The organism is Seonamhaeicola sp. ABD4_340 (assembly GCF_056312135.1).
In genome coordinates this window covers 1295351-1313099 of sequence record NZ_CM149981.1, presented here as the reverse complement: position 1 = coordinate 1313099, position 17749 = coordinate 1295351, and the positions used below count along the sequence as shown (strand labels likewise).

At 31.6% G+C, this 17749-nt stretch carries 13 protein-coding genes; 9 read left to right on the top strand and 4 right to left on the bottom strand.

Translation table 11 applies throughout. From position 1 onward, the window contains the following. Positions 1-1911, top strand: a complete 1911-nt coding sequence (glgB, locus tag ACYX4H_RS05750; protein WP_476238264.1) for a 1,4-alpha-glucan branching protein GlgB — start codon at positions 1-3, stop codon at positions 1909-1911. A 141-nt stretch (positions 1912-2052) separates the two neighbouring features. Next, the gene (locus ACYX4H_RS05745; RefSeq protein WP_476238263.1) at positions 2053-4452 is read left to right on the top strand and encodes a glycoside hydrolase family 31 protein; all 2400 of its coding nucleotides are present in this window, start codon (positions 2053-2055) and stop codon (positions 4450-4452) included. A gap of 24 nt (positions 4453-4476) precedes the next feature. Here the strand turns inward: ACYX4H_RS05745 and ACYX4H_RS05740 are convergent, their stop codons facing one another. Continuing rightward, positions 4477-6294: a cation:proton antiporter gene (locus tag ACYX4H_RS05740; protein WP_475294996.1), complete on the bottom strand. Its 1818-nt coding sequence runs from the start codon at positions 6292-6294 to the stop codon at positions 4477-4479. A gap of 197 nt (positions 6295-6491) precedes the next feature. On the opposite strand from ACYX4H_RS05740, the gene ACYX4H_RS05735 reads away from it, so the two are divergent. The 7 genes from ACYX4H_RS05735 to ACYX4H_RS05705 all read left to right on the top strand — a co-directional run bounded on the left by ACYX4H_RS05735 (position 6492) and on the right by ACYX4H_RS05705 (position 15371). After that, complete coding sequence (locus tag ACYX4H_RS05735) at positions 6492-7352, top strand: MBL fold metallo-hydrolase (RefSeq protein ID WP_476238262.1); 861 nt, start codon at positions 6492-6494, stop codon at positions 7350-7352. Positions 7353-7364: 12 nt separating this feature from the next. Beyond that, positions 7365-8963, top strand: a complete 1599-nt coding sequence (locus tag ACYX4H_RS05730; RefSeq protein ID WP_476238260.1) for a S8 family peptidase — start codon at positions 7365-7367, stop codon at positions 8961-8963. A 43-nt stretch (positions 8964-9006) separates the two neighbouring features. Continuing rightward, complete coding sequence (locus ACYX4H_RS05725; protein ID WP_476238259.1) at positions 9007-10821, top strand: M1 family metallopeptidase; 1815 nt, start codon at positions 9007-9009, stop codon at positions 10819-10821. Positions 10822-10942: 121 nt separating this feature from the next. Beyond that, positions 10943-11317: a ribonuclease P protein component gene (rnpA, locus tag ACYX4H_RS05720; RefSeq protein WP_476238258.1), complete on the top strand. Its 375-nt coding sequence runs from the start codon at positions 10943-10945 to the stop codon at positions 11315-11317. 39 nt (positions 11318-11356) lie between these two features. Beyond that, positions 11357-12991, top strand: coding sequence for a S41 family peptidase (locus tag ACYX4H_RS05715; RefSeq protein ID WP_476238257.1), 1635 nt, complete (start codon positions 11357-11359; stop codon positions 12989-12991). A gap of 113 nt (positions 12992-13104) precedes the next feature. Then, positions 13105-13977, top strand: a complete 873-nt coding sequence (locus ACYX4H_RS05710) for an OmpA family protein (protein WP_476238256.1) — start codon at positions 13105-13107, stop codon at positions 13975-13977. A 2-nt stretch (positions 13978-13979) separates the two neighbouring features. Then, positions 13980-15371, top strand: coding sequence for a T9SS type B sorting domain-containing protein (locus tag ACYX4H_RS05705; protein WP_476238255.1), 1392 nt, complete (start codon positions 13980-13982; stop codon positions 15369-15371). Between the two features lie 16 nt (positions 15372-15387). On the opposite strand, the gene ACYX4H_RS05700 is transcribed toward ACYX4H_RS05705, so the two are convergent. From ACYX4H_RS05700 to ACYX4H_RS05690, 3 genes are read right to left on the bottom strand one after another with little or no spacing between them, the layout of a single operon-like run. After that, entirely contained in the window at positions 15388-15831 is a 444-nt protein-coding gene (locus ACYX4H_RS05700) for a GNAT family N-acetyltransferase (protein ID WP_476238254.1), read from the bottom strand. 35 nt (positions 15832-15866) lie between these two features. Then, positions 15867-16778, bottom strand: coding sequence for a cation diffusion facilitator family transporter (locus ACYX4H_RS05695; RefSeq protein ID WP_476238253.1), 912 nt, complete (start codon positions 16776-16778; stop codon positions 15867-15869). After that, positions 16779-17213: an RpiB/LacA/LacB family sugar-phosphate isomerase gene (locus tag ACYX4H_RS05690; protein ID WP_475295006.1), complete on the bottom strand. Its 435-nt coding sequence runs from the start codon at positions 17211-17213 to the stop codon at positions 16779-16781. Positions 17214-17749: the final 536 nt, after the last annotated feature.

Sequence of the window (17749 nt, the reverse complement as noted above, 5' to 3'; positions counted from 1 at the left end):
ATGGCACATGTAAAAGCGTATAGTTTATTTACAGATTTTGATATCAACCTATTTAAAGCCGGAAAACACTACCGCCTTTATGAAAAATTTGGCGCACACCCTGTAACTGTAAATGGTATAAAAGGCACCTACTTTGCCGTTTGGGCACCAAGCGCTAAACAGGTTTCTGTTATTGGAGATTTCAATTTCTGGACCGATGAAGAACACCAACTAAATGTAAGATGGGATTCTAGTGGTATTTGGGAAGGCTTCATACCCTTTGTTGGTAAAGGCAACATATACAAATACAAAATTCATAGCCACCACAATGGTGTGGTTACAGAAAAAGCAGATCCGTATGCAAAACGCTGCGAACACCCACCAAGAACAGCCTCTGTAATTTGGGAAGACAATTACAAATGGAAAGACCAAGATTGGTTAAAAAAACGCAAAAAACATAACGCTTTAGATGCGCCATATTCCGTTTATGAAGTTCATTTAGGCTCATGGCGAAAAAAAACCGAAGAAAACAGGTCTCTTTCTTATTTTGAATTAGCCGATGAATTGGTTAATTATGTTAAAGATATGGGCTTTACACACGTTGAGCTTATGCCAATAATGGAATATCCTTTTGATCCTTCATGGGGCTATCAATTAACAGGCTATTTTGCACCAACATCTCGCTATGGCTACCCCGAAGAATTTAAATATTTAGTTGATAAACTTCACCAAAACGATATAGGTATTATTCTAGATTGGGTACCATCACATTTCCCTGAAGACGCCCACGGTTTAGGCTTTTTTGATGGCTCACATCTATACGAACATCCTGATAAACGCAAAGGCTATCACCCAGACTGGAAAAGCTTAATTTTTAATTATGAAAGAAACGAGGTTAGATCTTTCTTAATAAGCAACGCTATTTTTTGGTTAGACCAATACCACGCCGACGGTTTACGTGTTGATGCTGTTGCATCTATGTTATTTTTAGATTATTCTAGAGAAGACGGCGAATGGGAACCAAATATGTACGGCGGCAGAGAAAACTTAGCTGTAATAGACTTTTTGAAAGAACTAAATAAAGAAGTTTATAAAACATTTCCTGATGTACAAACCATTGCCGAAGAATCTACAGCATTCCCCATGGTTTCAAAACCAACAAACCTTGGTGGTTTAGGTTTTGGTATGAAATGGATGATGGGTTGGATGCACGATACCTTAGAATATTTTGCAAAAGACCCTGTTTACAGAAAATATCACCACAACGAAATTACCTTTAGTTTAGCATACGCATTTACAGAAAACTTTATGCTACCCTTATCGCATGATGAAGTTGTGTACGGTAAAAACTCCATTTTAGGCAGAATGCCTGGTGATGAGTGGCAACGTTTTGCAAACTTACGCTTGCTGTACGGTTATATGTTTACACACCCCGGAACAAAACTGCTCTTTATGGGTGGCGAGTTTGGGCAATATAATGAATGGAATTTTCAAGAAAGTTTAGACTGGAATTTACTAGAATTTGAACCTCATAAAAACACACAAAACTATTTTAAAGCTCTAAATACACTTTACAAAACAACACCCGCATTATACGAAAAACCGTTTACCGGCGAAGGCTTTGAGTGGATTAGTTATGATGATTATGAAAACTCGGTAATATCATACATTAGAAAAGGATATAACCAAGAAAATAATGTAATTGTAGTATGTAACTTAACACCTTCGGTTAGAAAAAAATATAAAATAGGTGTACCACATAATGGCAAATTGGTAGAAATTTTCAATTCTGATGCTACAGCTTTTGGTGGCGGCGGTATTGGTAACAAAAGAGCTATTTCAATAAAAGAAAACCCTTGGAATGGCAAAGATTTTTCAGCAGATATAACCATTCCGCCACTAGGCATGGTGGTTTTCAGCTTTAAAAACTAAATGAAACTTTAATTATCCTTAATTTAAGTTTCAATAATTTAATATTTACTTAATAAAAGCGTGGTTTTTTTAAAAAAAAACCACGCTTTAAATTATAATCTTTTAGTAATTTCGTTTACTCATAACTAACTGATTTTATTTATGATACTTAATACCGAATTAGAATACAAAGGCGATTTATTCCCTTCAAACATTATAAACTACGAAAAAGATGTAGATGTTCTACATTTTACAACCGCAAACAATGTTATTTTACAACTTACCGTTTTAAGAGATAGTGTTTTAAGGTTCAGGTATTCAACCGTAGGAAAGTTTAACAAAGACTTCTCTTATGCCATTGATGAAAATGCTAGCCGTGGTTTTAACCATCTTGAAATAACTCAAGATGATGAAAAATACATTGTAACTACCGCAAAACTTATTTGCCATGTTTACAAAGTAGATTTAAGAACTTCAATACTAGATGCTAAAGATGATACCATAATTTGCCAAGACGAATTAGGGTTTCATTGGGAAGAAAGCTATGAATTAGGTGGCGATATTGTTAAAATGAGTAAAGTAGCCCAAACAGGTGAAAGCTACTACGGCCTAGGTGACAAACCAGAACATGTAAACTTAAAAGGTAGACGATTTGAAAATTGGGCTACAGATTCTTACGCATTTGGTAAAAATACAGATCCTATTTACAAAGCCATTCCGTTTTACACAGGTTTACACAACAAAAAATCATACGGTATATTTTTTGACAATACTTTTAGAACCTATTTTGATTTTTGTCAAGAAAGACGTAACGTAACAAGCTTTTGGGCTTCAGGTGGCGAAATGAATTACTATTTCTTCTACGGTCCAGATATGCAAGATGTAGTAGTAAGCTACACAGATTTAACAGGTACGCCAGAATTGCCACCATTATGGGCATTAGGGTATCACCAATGTAAATGGAGTTACTACCCAGAATCTCAAGTTAAAGAAATAACACAAAAATTTAGAGACCTAAAAATACCTTGTGATGCCATTTATTTAGATATAGATTACATGGAAGGTTTCCGTTGTTTTACTTGGAGTAAAGAGTATTTTCCTGAGCCAAAACGCATGGTTAAAGAATTAGCCGATGATGGTTTTAAAACCGTTGTAATTATAGATCCGGGTATTAAAATAGACATGGATTACGATGTATTTCGTGAAGGTTTAGAAAAAGATTACTTCTGTAAACGTGCCGATGGCCCTTATATGAAAGGTAAAGTTTGGCCTGGTGAATGTTATTTTCCAGATTATACAAGACCCGAAGTACGCGAATGGTGGGCTGGTTTATTTAAAGAACTAGTTTCTGAAATTGGGGTTAAAGGTGTTTGGAATGATATGAATGAGCCTGCAGTAATGGATGTTCCTGGTAAATCATTTCCACCAGATGTAAGACACGATTATGATGGCAACCCATGCTCTCACCAAAAAGCACATAATATTTACGGTATGCAAATGGCAAGAGCCACATACCATGGTTTAAAACGCTTTAATTACCCTAAACGTCCGTTTGTAATTACACGTTCGGCTTATTCAGGCACACAACGTTATACCTCAACTTGGATGGGTGATAACGTAGCCACTTGGGAACACTTACAAATAGCAAACATACAAGCACAACGTTTGGCTCTTTCTGGTTTCTCCTTTGCGGGTTCTGATATTGGTGGTTTTGCTGAACAACCTAACGGCGAACTTTACGCTCGTTGGATTCAATTAGGCGTTTTCCACCCGTTTTGTAGAACACACTCATCTGGTGACCACGGCGAACAAGAACCTTGGACATTTGGTACTGAAATAACCGATGTTGTTAGAAAATTTATAGAACTTAGGTATCAATTACTTCCGTATTTATACACAACCTTCTATCAGTATCATAAAAATAACGTACCCATGTTAAAATCATTGGTGTTATTTGACCAAGAGGATATACAAACGCATTACAGAACCGATGAGTTTATTTTTGGAAATCAAATGTTGGTATGCCCAATAAATGAACCAAATTCTAAAGGAAGACGCATGTATATACCACGTGGTGATTGGTATAACTATTGGACAAACAATATTGTTTCTGGTGGTAAAGAAATGTGGGTTGATGCAGATTTAGATGAAATGCCTCTATTTGTTAAAGCTGGTACTGTAATACCTAAATACCCAGTACAGCAGTATGTTGGTGAAAAAGATATTGAACAACTTACTTTAGATGTGTACTTTAAAGATGGTAAAGAAGATTCTCAACTTTTTGAAGATGCCAATGATGGCTACGATTACACAAAAGGACGCTACAGCTTAAAGAAATTTAACTTAGCGGGTAATAGTGATAAACTTATTATTAGAATTCATAAAACAGGAGAATATGTAACTTCTTATAACACTTATAAAATTAATATTATAGGGCTTCCTTTTAATGTAAAATCTATTAAAGTTGATAATGAATATGTAGATTTCTCAGATGTACAGTTTGAAAATAATACACTAGTTGTTAATAAAGAATTTACTAACCTACAACTTAAAGCAGATTAGTACGTTTTAATACAACAAAAACACTTAAAAAGGCTTTCCTAAATATACTAGTTGAAAGCCTTTTTCTATTTTAATAGATTTATTTATGGCTGAAATAATTTCTAAAACACCTTTTTTATCTTTTACCAACAAAGGTACCATAACATCATTTGAGCTGGTTATGTCAATAAGTTCTTCGTAGTGATTTTGATCTTTAATTTCAATTTCATGTATAAAAGGATATTGTAATGCAACGCTTGTTAATGAGTTAAAATCATCGGTTTGAGAAAATAAGCCTTCTTTTGGCATGTTTTCAGGGTTATTCATTTCTTCAGCAGTAATTAACCTAAATGATCCGTTTTCACCAAACTGTTCACTAAAACGGCTAATGGCATAGTGGTTAATATCTGCACTTCCGGTTAAAGCCATTAAAAAACCAACGTCATTTAACTCAATATTATCTTCAAGAGATACCGAATAAATATCGGTATTTATAGCCTCTAAGCCCATTTCTTTAGCTTGCCTTACGTTATTATGGTTACTGTCAATAAGTACAACGTGCCTGTTATTATCTACTAAATATTTACCTATTAAACGCGCTACGGGCGATGCACCTACAATTAAAATACCATCAGAATTCTTTAAAAATACACCAATTAGTTTTGCAAAAAAACGTGCTGTAGTGGCGTTTAAAAGTACAGTACCTAGCACCACCATAAACACTAAAGGTGTTAAGTAGTTTGCATTTACAACATCTTCGGCCATTAATTTACTACCAAAAAGTGATGCAATACCAGCAGCTACAATACCACGCGGGCCTACCCAACTTATAAATACTTTTTCATTAAAAGTTAACTTTGATCCATACGCACTTAAAAACACACCTAATGGCCTAATTATAAACACTACTACTGCAAATAGTGCAGCGGTTTTCCAGGTGGCTAATAACATTAGGTTTTCAAAATCTATATTAGCAGCTAATAATATAAAAAGTACCGATATCAGTAAAACACTTAATGACTCTTTGAAGTATAGTATTTCTTTTAAATAAGAATCGTTTTTATTACCTAAAACCATGCCCATTACCACTACCGATAATAAGCCAGATTCATGCGCAAAAGTATCAGATAACACAAATAACCCTAATACGGCTGCTAATGAAAACACATTCATTAAATAATGTGGTATGAGTTTTTTCTTCACTAAAAAGTGAAAACCATGTGCAAATGTAAAACCAAAAGTGCAACCAAAAAGTATAATTTTACCAAACTCAATTAAGGCTGTTTTGGTAAAACCACCACCACCACCAACAAAAATAAATTCAAAAACAATTACAGCTACTAGCGCACCAATGGGGTCTATTAAAATACCTTCCCATTTTAAAACGGTTGATACATCTTTTTTTAAAGGAATGTTTCTTAAAATAGGTGTAATTACCGTTGGGCCAGTAACTATTATTAATGCTGAAAACAGAAACGACAGTTCATAATCTAAATTAAAAAGGTAATGTACGGCAATAGCACCTACAAAAAACGTAACTAAGGAGCCTATTGATATAAGCTTTGTTATAACACCTGTAGTGTTTTTAATTTCGCGTAATTTTAGGGTTAAACCGCCTTCAAATAAAATAATACTAATGGCTAATGATACAAAATAGTATAAGCCTTCGCCCGGGAATAGGCCTTTTTCGCCATTCCAAATAGGTTCAATCCATTTATAGCCATCATCACTAATAAACTCAGCAGCAATGGGGCCAACAAATAAACCAATTAAAATTAACGGTAAAATTGCAGGAATTTTAAGCTTCCAAGCAAACCATTGGGCTAAAATTCCTAGAATAATAATTCCAGATAGTTCTAACATAAAAACGTTTTTAAGTTCACTAATATAAATAAATCCTTTGGTTTTGTGTTTTTAAGTGTATTTTTTATAAAAAGAATAACTTTTGTTTTAAATTATTACCTTTTAAGGTGTTTTTTTACAGTCCGTTTTAAAATACTCTCTTAATATATTCTTAACAAAACTCAATTTTTGTTGCGATTTTTTTAATTTTACAAACTATGACATTATACCCAATAAATGCCGGTAATTTTAAGCTAGATGGTGGCGCTATGTTTGGTGTGGTACCAAAATCTTTATGGCAAAGAACAAACCCTGCCGATGCCAATAATATGATAGATTTAACAGCACGTTGCTTGTTAATAGAAGATGGTAAAAGGCTTATTTTAATTGATACGGGCATGGGTAATAAGCAATCTGATAAGTTTTTTGGTTACTACCACCTTTGGGGCAACCACACTCTAGAAAGTTCATTAAATAAACACGGTTTTACTAAAAATGATATTACCGATGTATTTTTAACACACTTACATTTTGATCATTCTGGCGGATGTATTGAATGGAATAACAATAAAACCGGTTACCAACCTGCCTTTAAAAATGCACATTTTTGGAGCAATAAAGACCATTGGCAATGGGCTACGCAACCCAATGCCAGAGAAAAAGCATCGTTTTTAAAAGAAAATATTATTCCTATTGAAGAAAGTGGCCATTTAAAATTTACTGATATTCCTGAAACTGATATTTTAAAAAATTCAGCTTTAGGTTTTGATATCTTTTTTGCAAATGGTCATACTGATAAACAAATGATTCCTATGATTAACTACAAAGGAAAAACCATTTGTTTTATGGCAGATTTATTACCAACCGTGGGGCATTTGCCACTACCATACGTTATGGGTTATGATACTAGGCCGCTTTTAACCCTTTCAGAAAAAGAAAAATTTCTAAATATAGCAGCAAAAAACAACTACTATTTATTTTTAGAACATGATGCACATAACCAAATTATTACCGTTAAAAACACCGAAAAAGGTGTAAGACTCAATAATACTTATACAACCCAAGAAATATTCAATTAATAAAATTAAAACATGAAAACATTAAAAGTTTTAACTGCTTCGGCATTTTCTGCATTCCTAATTTCTAGCTGTGGCTCTGCAGATATTCTTTCTACTCCTATAGAAAATATTGATACTACCCCTTTAAAAGTTTCAGAATTAACTAAAGCTGAAAAAGAAAATTGGGGACATTTAGATTTGGTAAAAGATACCATACCTGGTATGAGTGTTGATAAAGCCTATGCCGAAATAATTAAAAACAAAAAAGGCCATAAAGTAATTGTTGCTGTTATAGATTCTGGTATTGATATTGACCACGAAGATTTAGATGATGTTATTTGGACTAATACCGATGAAATACCAAACAACGGAATAGACGACGATAAAAATGGTTACATTGATGATGTACACGGTTGGAACTTTTTAGGCGATGGTTACAATGAACAATTAGAATTTGTTAGAATTTTAGCCAGTGGAGACACATCAAACCCAGACTATGCCAGAGCACAAGCTGAATATGATGTCGAATACCCTAAATGGATGGAACGTAAAACACGCTATGAGCAAATATTAACACAAGTAAAAGGCGCTCATGATGTTTTTAAGGCTCATTTTGGTAAAGAAGATTACACCAAAAAAGACGTTAATGCTATTAAAACTGAAGATGAAAAACTAAATCAAGCTGTACAATTAGCAAAATTTATGTACGGCAACGGTTTAGAATCTTTACCCGATGCTATTGATGAACTATCAAACGGTTTAGAAAGTATTAACGAGCGTTTAAACTACAATTTAAACAAAGAATTTAAAGGTCGTTTAACAGGTGATGACCCTAATGACTTTTCAATAAAAGGTTATGGTAACGGAAACGTAAAACCAGTTAAAAAAAGTGAAAGCCACGGTACACACGTAGCTGGTATTATTGCTGCCGAACGTAACAACGGTAAAGGCGCAAACGGTGTTGCTAATAATGTTGAAATTATGAGTATTAGAGCTGTACCAAACGGCGATGAATATGATAAAGATGTTGCTTTAGCTATAAGATATGCTGTTGATAATGGTGCAAAAGTAATTAATGGTAGTTTTGGTAAAAGCTTTTCTCCGCATAGTGATAAAGTACGTGAAGCCATAGCTTACGCAAGTAAAAAAGATGTAGTTTTTGTACATGCTGCTGGTAATGATAGTAAAGATGTTGATACTGAACCTAATTTCCCTGATGATAATGTAAATTATGTTGAAGTTTCAAATTCATATATTAGAGTAGGTGCATTAGCTCCAAAATATGGTTCAAACTTACTTGCTAGTTTTTCTAACTACGGTAAAAAAAATGTTGATGTTTTTGCTCCTGGTGCACAAGTGTACTCTACTACTCCAGAAAATGAGTATGATACAAAAGGTGGTACATCAATGGCTGCGCCTGCAGTGGCCGGTGTTGCTGCTTTAATTCGTTCATACTACCCTAAATTAAGTGCTGCTCAGGTTAAACAAATTATTATGGACTCTGGTTTGCCTGTTAAAAGTAAAGTTGTTGTTGGTGGTAACAGTGATGATGTAAGACCATATGCCGATGTTGTAAAATCTGGAAAAATAGCCAATGCTTACAATGCATTAATTATGGCTTCAAAAATGTAAAAAAAAGAAACCTAAATTTTTTTAAAAATAAACACGTAAATTAATGATTCGGTATTATTCAGCTTTTCTATTTGTAATGGTATTATTGGGTTGTAACACACCTAAAAGTGCTACTACACCCACAACACCAAATACACCATTAACACCCAATAATTTAACCCATAACACTGCTTATTGGCAACAACATGCAGATTATACTATGGAAATTGATATGGATGTTAATAACTACCAATACAACGGAAAACAAACATTAGTTTACACAAATAATTCACCCGATGTTTTAAATAAAGTGTTTTACCACTTGTATTTTAATGCCTTTCAACCTGGTAGTGAAATGGATGTACGTTCGCGCACCATTGCAGATCCAGACCCTAGAGTTGGAGATCGTATTAGCAAGTTAAAACCAAATGAAATTGGTTACATAAAAGTAAACAGCTTAAAACAAAACGGTGAAACTATACACTATGAAACCGTTGGAACCATATTAGAAGTAACTTTAAATAAACCTATTTTACCAGGTGAAAAAGCTACTTTTAATATGGATTTTAACGCACAAGTGCCTGTTCAAATACGTAGATCTGGAAGAAATAATAAAGAAGGTGTAGCTTTATCAATGACGCAATGGTACCCTAAATTAGCCGAGTATGATTTTGAAGGTTGGCATGCAGACCCATATATTGGTAGAGAATTTCATGGTGTTTGGGGTAATTTTGATGTAAAATTAACCATTGATAAAAACTACGTAGTTGGTGGTACTGGTTATTTACAAGGAAATCCTGAAATAAATGGTAATAAAAAAACATTACACTTTAAAGCACCAAAAGTACATGATTTTACTTGGGCTGCAGATCCTGATTATATTCACGATACAAAACAAGTACCTAATGGCCCATTATTAAACTTTTATTACAAAAATACTTTAGATGCTCAAGCCAAATCTTACTGGAAAAAGTTTCAACAAAAAACAGTTGAACTTATGCAATATTACAGTAAGCATATTGGTAAATATCCGTACAATCAATACTCCGTTATTCAAGGGGGCGATGGTGGTATGGAATATGCCATGTGTACCTTAATTACCGGTAAACGCAGTTTTGGTAGTTTAGTAGGCGTAACAGCACATGAGTTAGCTCACACATGGTTTCAATTTTTATTAGCCACTAACGAGTCTAAACACGAGTGGATGGATGAAGGTTTTACAAGCTACATAAGTGATGCTGCCATGAATTACGTAATGAAAGAAAACAAAAAAAACCCATTTGCTAATGCCTACAAAGGCTATATTTATTTAGCAAACTCTGGTAAAGAACAACCGCTTTCTACACATGCCGATAGGTATACTTTTAATCAAGCTTACGGTATTGCTGCTTACAATAAAGGTGAAGTGTTTTTAGCACAATTAGGCTATATAATTGGCAAAGAAAATTTGAAAAAAACTATAAAAGAATATTTTAAAACTTGGGCTTTTAAACACCCAACCCCAAATGATTTTATTAGAGTTGCTTCAAAAGTTTCTGGTTTAGAATTAGATTGGTATTTAACAGATTTTACACAAACCGCCAATACCATAGATTATGGTGTAGCTGCAATTGAAGACAAAACCGTTACATTACAGCGTTTTGGTGTAATGCCAATGCCAATTGATGTAACCGTAACATATACTGATAATACTACTGAAAATTTTTATATACCATTACAAATGATGCGTGGCGAAAAACCAACAACAGCAACTATAATTAAAGATTGGGCTTGGGCATACCCAACCTATACTTTCAACACATCAAAAACTGTTAAAAGCGTTACTATTGATCCTGAAGAAATGATGGCCGATGTTAACAAAAAGAATAATACCAAGTAATAAATACTTCAAAATATTATAAATTTTAAAAGCGATTCTTTACACGAATCGCTTTTGTTTTTTATAAAAAAGCATGTCATTTTATAATTTGCTACCTTTGGTTTTTGTTAAAAACAAACCATTGAAATTTACCTACTCAAAAAAAGAAAAACTTAAAAGTAAAACATTAATAAACCAGTTGTTTTCTGAAGGACAATCGGTTTCAGTATATCCATTGCGTTTAGTATTTTTAAAAACATCGTTTCCAGAAAATATTGTAGCAAAAACAGGCGTATCTGTTGGCAAGCGGTACTTTAAAAAAGCTGTTGATAGAAACCTAATAAAACGCTTATTAAGAGAATCTTATCGCTTAAATAAACCATCATATTTTAACAACATAACAACACAATATGCGTTCATGATTTTGTACATTGGAAAAGAAAAACCATCATTTGCAAAAGTTCAAAATAAAATGAATACACTATTCAATAAATTTTCAGAAAAAGTTAACAACTAAACTATTTGCCAATAGTAATTGTTTCAAAAAACATAAAACATGAAAAAAATTATAAAAAATAAATTTGTGCTTTTAAGCTTAGCTTTTACTGTTTTTTTAAGCACTACAGCTTTTAAAAACGATTTTTTTGAAATAGCTAAACAAATAGAAATTTTTACTACAGTTTTTAAAGAACTCAACATGAATTATGTTGATGAAACCAACCCTGGCGATTTAATGGATACCGCTATAAAAAGCATGTTGGCAGATCTTGATCCGTATACAAACTTCATGAACGAACAAGATGTAGAATCTGCCAGAATTAATAATACTGGCGATTATACTGGTATTGGCGCAAAAGTTAAAACCCTAAAAGACAAATTGGTAATTGTTGAGCCTTATAAAAATTATCCTGCCGATAAAGCAGGCTTAAAAGCAGGCGATGAAATAATAAAAGTCAATGATACACGTATTGAAGATTACAAAGAAAACAGTGGTAATTTACTAAAAGGCACTGCAGGATCTACCATAAACGTAACCTATAAACGCCAAAATAAACTGGCCACCGCTACTATAAAAAGAGCCGAAGTTGAAATTAAAGCGGTACCCCATTTTTCAATGGTAAATGATAAAACAGGCTATATTGTTTTAAGTAAATTTAACCGTAAAGCGCATGCCGAAACCAATTATGCACTACGAGATTTAAAAGCACAAGGTGCAAAACGTATTATCTTAGATTTACGAGGAAACCCCGGTGGTTTACTAAACGAAGCTATAAAAATTGTAAACCTTTTTGTACCAAAAGGCCAATTGGTGGTTACCACAAAATCTAAAGTAAAAAAATACAATAAAACATATTACACACAAGCTGAACCTATTGATACTGAAATTCCGTTAGTTGTTATTATTGATGGTAATAGTGCATCGGCAAGTGAAATTGTTTCGGGTGCATTACAAGATTTAGATAGGGCAGTGGTTGTAGGCTCTAGAAGTTTTGGTAAAGGCTTAGTACAACGCCCAAAAGCACTAACTTATGGTACACAGGTAAAAATTACAATTTCTAGATATTACACGCCTTCAGGCAGATGTATTCAATCTTTAGATTATTGGAATAGAAACGAAAAAGGTGAAGCTGTTCGTGTTAAACAAGAAAATTACAACGAGTTTAAAACTAAAAACGGACGTAAAGTTTTTGATGGCGGTGGCGTTTTGCCTGATGTTATTTTTCCAGCTTCAAAAAACTCAACCATTACAAATGCTATTTTAAATAACGATTTAGTTTTCAATTTTGCCACTAATTTTTACTACAATAACACCATTGAAAATATTAATAATTTTACTTTAAGTGATAAGCATTTTTCAGAATTTAAAAACTATTTAAACGCCAACAAATTTTCATTTGAAACAGATACTGAAAAAGCACTTTTTAAAGCTTTTGAAACCGCAACTAAAGAAGAATTGAATGATAATATTGAAAAAGAATTTAACGCCTTAATTTCTAGTTTAAACAACTCAAAAGAAACAGTGCTTAATGAAAATAAAAACTTTTTATTAACATTACTTACCGAAGAAATTGTAAAACGCTACGTTTACCGCGAGGGTTTATATGAATACTATAAAATACACGATGAAAAAATAAAAAAAGCTACTAGTATTCTTGGTAACACAGCTACATATTTAAGCTATTTAAAGTAAAAAACTTTGTTTTTTATCCTTAACAAAAAGCAATTAAACCCAAAAAACATCTAATTTAAGCGCCAATTGCTTAAAAATATTATATTTATATACCTAATTAATAGCAGCCTACAATGAATAAACTACACGTATTTATATTATGCTTCATACTTACCTGTAAGTTTACTTATGCCCAAAAATTAACACACGAAGTATATTTTGATACAGATAAGTTTACAGTACCATCAACCGAAGAAAGCCGGTTACTTTTATTTATTTCAACATTAACTGATATTGATATTGAAACCATTTCTATTTACGGTTTTTGTGATGATATTGGCGCAGATACCTATAATTTAAAACTCTCACAACAAAGAGCTAATACTATAAAAAATATATTTTCTGAAAACGAAATAAGCGAAAATCTTATTACTAACGTTGATGGAAAAGGTGAAGTTTTACTTAAAATAGTTGATGAAAAAAGTGCCATTAAAATACGTGGTTTAAATCGTAAAGTTGAAATTATAGTAACTCCAAAACCCGAAGTTATATCAGAAAAAGTAGAAGAAGAAACTACTACTGTTGCTACTATTGAAAAAAAGAAAACCGAGCAAGAACAAATTAAAGGAGATGTTAAAGCGGGCGATAAAATTATATTTGAAAACATTCTATTTAAAACAGGTTACGCTACGGTAACACCAAACTCAAAAAAAACTTTAGAAGCCATAGCTAAAGCATTAGCTGAGCGTAAAAACATTTATTTTACCATACAAGGGCATGTGTGTTGCACAAAATTTTCTAGAGATGCTATTGATAGAAAAACAAAAAAGCGAAACCTATCAGAAGCCAGAGCAAAATATGTACATGATTATTTTGCAAAAAAAGGAGTTGATAAAAGACGTATGCGTTACATGGGTATGCGCCGAAAATTTCCTTTAGGTGGCGACCCTAAATTTGATAGAAGAGTAGAAATTCTTATAACATACGTTGGTAAAGAAAACCCTTAAAAATGCTGCAAAAAACTACATATTTAATACTTGTTTTAAACATGTACGTTTTTTCGCAAAACACAGCAATACCCGATTCTAATTTTGAACAAGCTTTAATTGATTTAGGTTTAGATACTGCACCAATTAATGGTACTGTTCCTACAGCAAATATAGCTTCAGTAACAAATTTAAATATAGAATCTAAAAACATTAATAACCTTACTGGTATTGAAGATTTTACCAATTTAATGGTGCTAGAATGTGCAAATAATAATATTTCAAACATTAACATTTCAAACAATACTAACTTAACCCAATTGTTTGTTAATAATAATGCTCTTACTAATATTGATGTTACTAACAACAGTTTGCTTCAAATTTTATGGTGCGATAATAACCAACTAAGTAGCTTAAATGTTACTCAAAATCCAAACTTAATTTCAATAGCCTGTGGTAATAATAATATTACTACACTTGATGTTTCAAACAACACAAAACTTAATGTTTTAGTTTGTGATAATAACCAACTAAGTAACTTAAATATTTCTAAAAATACTACCTTAAATAGGCTACAATGCGCGGGTAATTTATTAACTAGTTTAAATGTATCATTAAATACAGATTTAGCTTTTTTATACTGTAATAACAACCAAATTAATACCTTAAATTTAAATACACGTTTAATTGAAATTAACTGTAGTTTTAATAATTTAAGTGTTTTAAACCTATCGGAAAACAGCAGACTTACTCAAATAAATGTTAGTTATAATAACCTTTGTAGTTTAAGTGTTAATAACGGTAATAATAGTAATTTCACACTATTTGATTTTTCAGAAAACAATAATTTAAATTGTGTAATTGTTGATAACCCTTACGGAAATCATTCTAATTGGAATCCGGTTAATTTTTCAAATTATGTAAACACTGAAAGTGCTTGTGAAGATTTAATTCTGGTAGATGAATTACCCGATGTTGTTGGCCCTTCATACACCTTACCAATACTAACAAATGGCAATTACTTTACCGAAGCTAATGGTAATGGTAATGCCCTTTTTGCTGGTGATGTTATTAACAATTCGCAAACAATTTTTATTTATAATAATACAGCCTGTTACAGCAATCAGTCTAATTTTTATGTGTTAATAACTAACGCTAGTTTTTATATACCTAAATACTTTACACCTAATAATGATAATACCCATGATACTTGGAAAGTAATTGATAATACGGGTACATTTTTATCTATAAATATTTATAATAGATATGGTAAATTGTTAAAAACTTTACAGCCTAATAATTTAGAATGGGATGGCACGTATAACGGTAATACTTTAATTTCAGATGACTATTGGTATGTTATTAACAGACAAAATAATAAACCCATAAAAGGGCATTTTACACTAAAAAAATAGATTGTTAGTTTAATTATTAACTTTTTAACATAGCAACATGCGGAATGTTATCTTCAAGATAAGGTTCTCCAATTTCTTTAAAGCCTAAATTATTATAAAATTTTACAAGGTAACATTGTGCTGAAATTTTAATAGTAGTTTCATTAAAATAATTATTAACAGCAGTTATTGATGCATTCATAATATTATAACCATAGCTATGTTTGCGTTCATTTTTAGCTACTACAACTCTACCAATACTGGCGTTTTCAAAGTAATCGCCTGGTTTAAAAATTCGTGTATATGCCACAATTTTATTGTTTTTAATACCTAAAATATGAATGGCATTTTGGTCTTTGTAATCTATATCTTGGTATACACAATCTTGTTCAACAACAAAAACTTCGCTTCGTAATTGTAAAATATTATAAAGCTGGTTAATTGTTAATTGGTTAAAAGTTTTGGTTTGTATTGTTAGCATATTAATTTACATTGTGAAAGAGATAAAAAAACGTATTAATCTTGTACAATAATATCTTTAATATCATCTTTATTAAATTCTGGTTGAATGGTTACATGATTAATATGATATTTTTCTTGTAAAAGTGTTTCAATTGTTAATAAGATGTTGTCAAACTCTGTAATACTTACATTTTCATTTAAATCTAAATGTGCCTCTAAATGCAGCTCATCATCACTTAAATTCCAAATATGTACATGGTGCAATTTTTTTACTTTTGGTAGGCTATTAACATTGGCTACAACATCTTTAATATCAATATGTTGTGGTGTAAAAAGCATGAGCATTTTTGTAGATGATTTTAACAAAAAATAGCCCACCCAAATTAAGTAAAGCGCTATTAAAAATGTTAATAAACTATCTACCCAAAAAAGCCCGTAATACTTCATTAACAAACCACCTATTAACACAGCTATACTTGCTAACATATCTGTTAATAAGTGTATGTAAGCCGATTTTATATTAAGATTATTACCAGAATCTTTTTTTAACAACAGTACACTAAACCCATTACCAATAATAGCTAACAATGCTAAAATAATAACTAGGTTAGATTGTATAGTTTCTGGGTTTTTAAAGCGTAAAATAGCTTCTTTTATTAAAATTATAGCTACAATTATTAAGGTAGCAGCGTTAATAAAAGCAGCTAAAATTTCGGCACGTTTATAACCAAAAGTTTTGTCTTCAGAGGCTTTTTTTTGAGTTAGTTTTGTTGCTACATAACTAACAACTAATGATATAACATCACTAAAATTATGTAAGGCATCACTTAATAATGATAAACTGCCAGAAACCAAACCGCCTATAACTTGCGCAATGGTTATTAAAATGTTTAAAAAAATAGAAATAATAAGATTTCTACCTTTTAAAGTAGTATGGGTGTGATTATGGTTTTGGTTATGAGCCATTTAGCATGAAACCGGAATTTTATCTATTCTATTTTGGTGGCGGCCACCTTCAAAAGTTGTATTTAAAAATGTTTCAACCATTGCTATAGCTTGTGGTATGGCTGTAAATCTTGCAGGAATACAAATAATATTTGCATTATTATGTGCTCTAATAAGTTCTACAATTTCTTTATTCCAAGCTAAACCAGCACGAATTTTTTGGTGCTTATTAGCTGTCATTGCTACACCGTTGGCGCTTCCACAAATTAAAATACCGTATGTAGATTTCTCATTTTCAACATCTTTAGCTACCGGATGCACAAAATCTGCATAATCTACACTATTATTACTATCTGTTCCGTGGTTAATAACAGTAATACCTTTAGATTCTAAAAGTTCAATAATAGCAAATTTATAATCGGTACCAGCGTGGTCGTTTCCTATAGAAATAGTCATAACTTAATTTGTATTTTAATTTTTGGTAAAGTTAATAAATCAAAAGCTGTTAACTGTACTTTTAATTAGTTGTTAATATCTATTCATTAATTTCTAAAAAATAAAGTTGGAAAATTGCGTAAAAATTACAATCCATAACATTTAGTTAACAGCCAAAATAGTTAATGTAAATTTTCTGTTAAGTTATTAGCACTAAAATGTACATTACTAACCAATGTTAAGAGATATAATTATTAAAAAAAGTATGTTTAATAATGTTATTAACAACTGTTAACAGTAATATTAAAAACCTTAAAAATAAATAAGTTAACTTAAAAATAATGTGTTAATTTCCTATCAATAAAATTAAATAAGATACTTTTCAAAGCAAAGTTTAAAAAAGTTATACCACTTATTAACACACTATAATAACCATCATTTATTTTTTTAAATTTTTAAAAGAAAAAGATATTATAATATATAATGTGAATAACTGATTTTTTAAATAAAACTAGCTTATAAAGAATTTAACATGGTCTTTAGTTAAAACTTAATAT